Source organism: Glycomyces tarimensis (assembly GCF_054776215.1).
The window spans coordinates 173,896-181,045 of sequence record NZ_BAAHCB010000002.1; the positions used below are offsets into that span (position 1 = coordinate 173,896).

At 71.7% G+C, this 7,150-nt stretch carries 3 protein-coding genes; 1 reads left to right on the forward strand and 2 read right to left on the reverse strand.

Features of this window, described 5'->3' with window-relative positions:
- Positions 1-44 precede the first annotated feature (44 nt).
- The gene (locus tag ACYVK3_RS02910) at positions 45-1,040 is read left to right on the forward strand and encodes a ribonucleotide-diphosphate reductase subunit beta (protein ID WP_460495924.1); all 996 of its coding nucleotides are present in this window, start codon (positions 45-47) and stop codon (positions 1,038-1,040) included.
- A gap of 86 nt (positions 1,041-1,126) precedes the next feature.
- Here the strand turns inward: ACYVK3_RS02910 and ACYVK3_RS02915 are convergent, their stop codons facing one another.
- Positions 1,127-3,070 carry a serine/threonine-protein kinase gene (locus ACYVK3_RS02915; RefSeq protein ID WP_460495753.1) on the reverse strand — a complete coding sequence of 648 codons (1,944 nt, stop codon included), beginning with the start codon at positions 3,068-3,070 and terminating at the stop codon, positions 1,127-1,129.
- A gap of 373 nt (positions 3,071-3,443) precedes the next feature.
- Positions 3,444-6,722: an adenylate/guanylate cyclase domain-containing protein gene (locus ACYVK3_RS02920; RefSeq protein ID WP_460495754.1), complete on the reverse strand. Its 3,279-nt coding sequence runs from the start codon at positions 6,720-6,722 to the stop codon at positions 3,444-3,446.
- Positions 6,723-7,150 lie beyond the last annotated feature (428 nt).

Below are 7,150 nucleotides of genomic sequence, written 5' to 3' on the forward strand. Positions count from 1 at the left end.
GGCGCCCCGCCGACATTGCAGAACCAATAGAGAAGGGACCATCGATGCTGCTCGACCCGGGCATGGACCTGACACTGCGACCGATGAAATACCCGGACTTCTACGAGCAGTACCGGGCCGCCATCAAGAACACCTGGACCGTCGAAGAGGTCGACCTCGCCTCGGACCTGGCCGACCTGGCGAAGTTCACGCCCCAGGAACAGCACCTCATCCACCGGCTCGTCGCGTTCTTCGCCACCGGTGACACCATCGTCGCGAACAACCTGGTGCTCAACCTCTACCAGCACGTCAACTCCCCCGAGGGCCGCCTGTACCTGTCGCGGCAGCTGTTCGAGGAGGCCGTCCACGTCCAGTTCTATCTGACGCTGCTCGACACGTACCTGCCCGACCCCGACGAGCGCACGAAGGCGTTCGACGCGGTCAACAACATCCCCTCGATCAAGCGCAAGGCCGACTTCTGCTTCAAGTGGATCGACTCGGTCTTCGACATGCACGAGTTGAAGACGGGCGAGGACCGGCGCGCGTTCCTGCTCAACCTCATCTGCTTCGCCGCCTGCATCGAGGGCCTGTTCTTCTACGGCGCCTTCGCGTACGTGTACTGGCTGCGCAGCCGCGGGCTCCTCGACGGGCTCGCCACCGGCACCAACTGGGTCTTCCGCGACGAGTCGTGCCACATGAACTTCGCGTTCAGCGTCGTCGACGTCGTCCGCGCCGAGGAGCCGGAGCTGTTCGACGACGAGATGCGCTCCCAGGTCACCGCCATGCTGGAGGAGGCCGTCGAAGCCGAGCTCCAGTTCGCCGAGGACCTCATCGGCGAGGGCATGCCCGGCATGACCGTCGGCGACATGAAGTCCTACCTGGAGTACGCCGCCGACCAGCGCCTGGTGCGCCTCGGCATGCCCAAGCGCTGGGGCTCGGAGAACCCGTTCCCGTTCATGGCGCTCCAGGACGTCCAAGAGCTGACGAACTTCTTCGAACGCAGGCCGACCGCCTACCAGACGGCCGTGGAAGGCAAGGTCGACCTCGACGAGGAGTTCTGACCCGGTGCCGTATCCGTTCTCCCAGATACGGCCGAAGGGGCCCGAGACCTGCCGGTCTCGGGCCCCTTTTCGTTCGTCTGCGGCGCTCAGCCGCCGCGGGCGAAGGTGACGCTGTCGACGGTCTCGCCGTCGCTCGGCGTGGCGATGCACATGAACGTGCCGTCGCCGGGCAGGTAGGCGTCGGTCGCCCAGAAGACCGCGTCGGCGCCGATGAGCTGCTCGAGCGGGCCGCCCTCGCGTGCGCCGTCGAGGCAGGCCTCGGCGATGGTCGGATCGGCCACGGCGTCGTCGTAGCCGGCGTCGGCCGCGAGCCCGTCGGGCAGCGGCCCGGTGGCGTAGGCCTCCCAGTTGTGCTTGCCCTGGCAGGAGGCCGACTCGAGGTCCGGTGCGGTGCCGGTGAAACAGGTGGGCTCGGTGACGCACCCGGCGCCGGCCTGGTCGAGCGAGCATTCCTTGACGTAGTCGTCGGCCATGGACTGCTCGGCGAGGTCGGGGGAGCCGTCGCCGCCGAACAGCCAGACGCCGCCGACGATGAGCAGGCCGAGGATCACCAGGCCGCCGATGCCCATGCCGATGATGCGGCCCATGTTGGAGTCGTTGTCGCCCGACTGGAGGCGCCGCTCGCGGCGCGTCAAGCCCGTCTCGGTGCTGGGGACCGGCACCGGCAGGCGCGAGGCGGTGGAGTGCTCGTTGCCGATGGCGCCGCCCCAGGCGCCCAGGGACGTCAGCGTGTCGTCGTCGGCGGGCTCGTGGACCCGTGCGGGCGCGGGCGGCGCGGGGGCCGCGTACGCGGCCGTGCGCGGCTCCGGTGCGGGCGCCGGGTCCTGCTGCGGGCGCTTGCGCTTGCCGGGGGCGAGCCGCAGCGTCGACGGCGAGTCCGGGATCGGCGCCGCGGGATCGGGCATCGGCGCGTTGAGGTCGGGCATCGGCGCGGTCAGGTCGTCGTCGAACTGGGGTGGCGAGGTGTAGGCCGTGAACGTGCCGACGCCCGCCGGCGCGGGAGAGACGGGGACGCGCTGCTGCGGGGGCGCGTCGTCCACTCGCGGAATGATCCCGGTGGAGGCTTCGGGAATGCTCGCGAGGAACTCGCGGAACTCCACGGCGGTGGGGCGCCCTGCCGGGTTGTTGATGAGCGCGGTGCGCAGCATCTCCAACAGCAGCGGCGATATACCGGGAATCGCCGGGATGGGCTGGTCGAACAGTGCCGCGACGTCGTTGATGTCGAGCACCCCGTCGGCCGGGAAGCGCGGCGGCGAGCCGTTCAGCAGCGTGTACAGCGTCGCCGCGAGCGAGTAGACGTCGGCGGCGGGCCCGACCTCGCGCATCTGGAAGACTTCGAGCGGCGCGTACGCCGGGGTGGCCATCGTCGAGATCGGCTCGCCGGGCTGCGGGGTCGCGAGGAGCCCGGAGAGCCCGAAGTCCGCCAGGACCGCTGCGCCGTTGTCGTTGACGAGGATGTTCGCCGGTTTGATGTCGCGGTGGACGATCCCGGCTTCGTGGGCGGCGGCGAGGGCGTCGGCGATGCGGATGCCGATCTCCAGCGTCCGCTGCGGCGGGATCGTGGTGTACCGGTCGAGCAGCTCGGCGACGGAACCGCGGCACCGCTCCATGACCACGTACGGGTGCGCCTGGTGGGTGAGTCCGGCCGAGAGCATCTTGACCACGCACGGATGGTTGGAGAGACGGCCCGCGGTCTGGACGTCGTGGCGGAAGCGCTGGCGTGCGCCCTCGTCGGTGAGCGGCCTGGACTCGATCTTGACGGCGACCTCGGCCCCGTCGTCGAAGCGGGTGGCGCTGAAGACGGTGGAGTAGGCGCCGCGGTCGATCTCGGCGAAGCCCGTCAGCCGCTCGATGCCGTGCAGGAGCGACTCGGGGTCGATGTCGGGGTGGTGGCCGCCGCGCTTGACGTCGCCGGTGTCGCCGCTGCGGGGGTAGGCGGCGTGGGGGTCGTAGCCCACCGGGGGGGAGAGCGGGGCGGTCGAGCTGGGGTACGGACCGGTGGGAGCACCGTAGGACGAGATGGTGTCCACTAGATACAGCCTCCATTCACGGCGACGCTCACGAGCCGTAGCTTGGCACAGCGTCGAGCCTGGGTCATGGCGGGGCGCGGGTCAGCTTGCGGTGCGCTCCGTCCGGTGTTCGCTGCATGTCTCAAGTCATCGGACCTTTGGCGGATAACGTTACGGCAACGCGCTCCCGAATCTGTATACGCCTGGACGAAAAGCCACTCACAACTGACCGAACGGATGATATGTCGCTTCCGCTGTGCGGTGTACCGGTAGCCCATAGTGAGTCCATCCCCCGTGTGGCGCGCGGGAGGACGGGCGGTCTCGTGACGGTAACAGGACCGCCCGTCCACCCGCCGCGTTCGGAGCCGCACTACAGCACCCTCGGCCGCGGACCTCAATGGTCCACGCGACTGTGCTCATTGGCCCCGTAGGCCTCGGCCCACGCCGTGGCCTCCGGCGCCTCACCGAAGGACTTGAGCGCGGTCCGCGCCCACCGCCTGGCCTCCTCGGTCTGACCGTCCTCATCGAGCAGCTGCGCGTACCGCGCCACGATCGCCCGCCGCGGGTGACCCAGGGCCGGCTCGTCGAAGTGCTCCACCAGCTCGGAGAGCCGCTCCAGCGCCCCCGTGCGGTCGCCCTTGGCGGCCTGGACCTCGGCGAGCAGGGCGGCGCCGGCGGCGCGCCCGGGCTCGAGGACGTCGTCGGTGTGCATGGCGAGCGACTCGCGGGCCGCGGCCTCGGCGTCGTCGAGGTCGCCGGCGGCCAGCGCGACGCGGCCGCGCAGGTGGTGGGCGAGGCTGATGAGCAGCGGGTGCCCGGTGCGGGCCCCGTAGTCCTCCGCGGACGAGGCCAGGTCGGCGGCGTGGCCGAGCGCGCCGATGCTCAACGCGGCGAGGGCGCGCACGTACTTGGCGAAGCCCCGGCCCCAGTCGTCGTCGATGCGGTCGAAGTCGCGGAAGGACTTGCGGGCGGCGGTGTCGGTGCCTTCGGGGTGGCCGAGCGCGACCGAGGCGGCTGCGCCGGTGGCCCGCAGGAGCCCGACGGCGAACACGTCGCCGCTGCGCTCCCCGATCGGCAGGAACACGGCGGACAGCCGTCGCGCCTCGGAGAAGCGGCCGGCCATGAGCAGCGCGAACGCGGAGACGCCGCGGACCCAGGCGCGGCCGACGAGGTCCATCTGGCGGGCGAAGGCCTTCGCGGCCTCGCGGAGGACTTCGTCGGCGCCGTCGAAGTCGCCGCGGGCGACCAGCACCCAGGCGCGGTGCTGGAGGGCCCAGGCGACGCGCTTGTCGTCACCGACGCCCTCGGCGGTGTCGTAGGCGTCGAGGAAGCGCCGCTCGGCCTCGGACAGGCGGCCCGAGAGGTAGTCGAGCATGCCGATGCGGCATTGGGCGTCGCAGCGCGGCCCCGCCAGGCCTTCGCGTCTCGACAGGGCGAGCGCGGCGGCCCAGGCGGCGCGGGCGCTCTCGAGTTCGCCTTTGAAGCGGTGGAGGCGGCCGCGCAGGAGCAGCAGCTGCGCGACGAGTTCGGCCTCGGATTCGGGGAAGTCGTCGCCGAACAGCTGGCCCGAAGGATGCTCCTCGTGGTCGTCGCCGGGGACGACCAGGCCGATGTCGATCGCGAGGCCCTCGATCTCGGCCTCGGCCTCGACGGTGCGGCCGAGGCGGGCGAGGGCGCGTCCGCGCAGGAGCCGGTCGTGGCCCGACAGGGGCGCGAGGCGTTCGACGCCGTTGAGCAGGGCGACGGCGCGTTCGGGCTCGGAGGCGTCCATGGCGCGCGCGGCCTGCTTGCGGACGGCGTCGAGGGCGAGCGGCAGGACGTTCCAGACCTCGTCGACCGCTTCGATCTCGACCTCGCGGGCGAGCGTGACGGCCTGCTCGGCGTGGTAGACGACGAGGTCGTCGGCGCTCTGGCCTTCGAGTTCGGTGTCGGCGGCCCAGCGGGCGATCTCGGCGTGGGCGTGCGCGGCGTCGGCCTTGCCGATCGGCGCGTACGCGGCCTGGCGCAGCAGGGGCGTGACGAAGCGGTAGCCGCCGTAGGAGCGGCGGCGCAGCATGCGCCGGTCGAGCAGCTCTTGGAGCGCCCGGTCGAACTCGCCGGGGACCTCCTTTTCGAGCAGTTGGGTGGCCTCGGGCGGGACGGCGTCGCCGAAGATGGAGGCGGCCCGCAGCAGGGCCCGGGCGGCCGGGGAGAGCGCGTCGATGCGGGCGCCGAGGACCTGGGCCAGGTCGCGGGAGAGGACCTTGCCGGTCAGGGATCCGGCGGCGAGGCGCCACTGCTCGCCGGTGTGCGTCAGCAGGCCCTGTTCGAGCAGGAGGGTGACGAGTTCGGCCAGGTAGTACGGGTTGCCCTGGGCGAAGCCGAGGAGGCGCTCCTCGTCGGGCTTGGGCAGGCGGCCGCCGCCGAGGAACTCCGAGAGGAGCCGGGCGGCGTCGGCGCCGGCGAGCGGCGGCAGGGGGTGGACCTCGGCCTCGGAGATGCGGGTGAGGACGCCGGAGGAGCGGGTGAGCTCGGGGCGGCCGTAGAGCAGCACCAGCACGGGACCGGAGATCTTCGCGAGGGCGACGCCGAGTGCGTCGATGCCGTCGGGCGAGGCGGTGTGGAGGTCGTCGATGTTGAGCACGAGGGGCCGCTGGCTCGCCAGGTGCGTGATGAGTTCGGCGACGGCCTCGGGGATGGTGTAGGCCTCGGACTGCTGGCCGGTGAAGCCGCCGGGGCGGTCGGTGGCGCCGGGGCGGCCGTGGCCGAGCAGTCCGAGGAGCACCTCGACGTTGAGGCGGCATTCGCCGTGGTCGATGTGGCCGTCGGCGATGCGGCGGAGCTTGGCCTCGGCGGTGGCGCGGTCGTCGTCGAAGCGCAGGCCGGCGGCCTTGCGGACCATGTCGGCGAGTGGGCCGAAGCGGCGGCCTTCCCCGTAGGGGGCGGCGCGGACGGTGAGGACGCGGGCGCCGCGGTCGGTGGCGATGGTGCGGACCTCGCGGGCGAATCGGGTCTTGCCCATGCCGGCCTCGGCGGTGTGGATGAGGACGAGCGGCTCGCCGCGGCCGATGACGGCGTCGAGGCGGCCGGTGACGCGGCCGATCTCGGTGCTGCGGCCGATGAACGGCGCGGTGTCGCCGAGGCTGGCGCGCACGCCGGGCTCGTCTTCGAGGCCGAGCAGCTGGTACACCTCGACCGGCTCGCGCTTGCCTTTGAGGCGCACGGGGGTGAGGCGGCGCCAGGCGGCGGCGTGCTTGGTGGCGCGCATGGTCTCCTCGCCGGCCCAGATGGTGCCGACGGAGGCGGCGTCGCACAGGCGCGCGGCGGTGTTGACGGTGTCGCCGATGACGGTGTATTCGAGGTTGGCCTGCATGCCGGCCACCACGAGTCCCGAGCGCAGGCCGATCCGCAGGCCGATCGGGAGCCCGCCGCCGGATTCGGCCTTGAGCAGGCGCCGGACGCGCTTCTGCATGGCCTGGGCGGCCCGGACCGCCCGCTCGGCGTCGTCTTCGTGGGAGAGGGGGGCGCCGAAGACGGCCATGAGGCCGTCGCCGGTGAGCTTGTCGACGTGGCCGCCGAACTCGTTGACCGCGCCGACGCACTCGGCGAGGAGCCGGTCGGTCACGGAGGAGACCCGCTCGGGGTCGAGGCTTTCGGACCAGGTGGTGAAGTCGGAGAGGTCGCCGAAGAGCACGGTGACGTACCGCCGCTCGGTCTGAGGGGCGCTGGCCTCCGGGGACAGGGGTGCTCCGCAGTTATGGCAATAGCGGGCACCGGGAACGGTGGGCGCGGAGCAGAACGGGCATGTCACAGCAGCACCAACACCGAAACCGGGGTGTGTTGTTCCCCACTCCTTCTGGGCTTGGGGACGATCTTGGCGTTCACGCTCGCAAGGATACGTGTTCCAGCTGACAGATACCTGTGCGCCAAGGCACAGTTCCCTGAAGACGGCGAGCTCCGGCGGGCTCCGCTCCGCCGTGGCAAGCGGTAACCGATACTTGAGAGGACGGGAACCGGGGATGAGGGCGCGCCGCTGCCGCGGGCCGACCCGCGATCAGGAGGTTCTGTCCGCGGCCTTCGAGGGCGACGCCGGTGGCAGGGAAATCCGTACGTGCCCGCAAC

What these genes read in the sequence shown, in the direction of transcription:
- ACYVK3_RS02910 (WP_460495924.1), top strand. Translation starts at nt 45, where the DNA reads ATGCTGCTCGACCCGGGCATGGACCTGACACTGCGACCGATGAAATAC.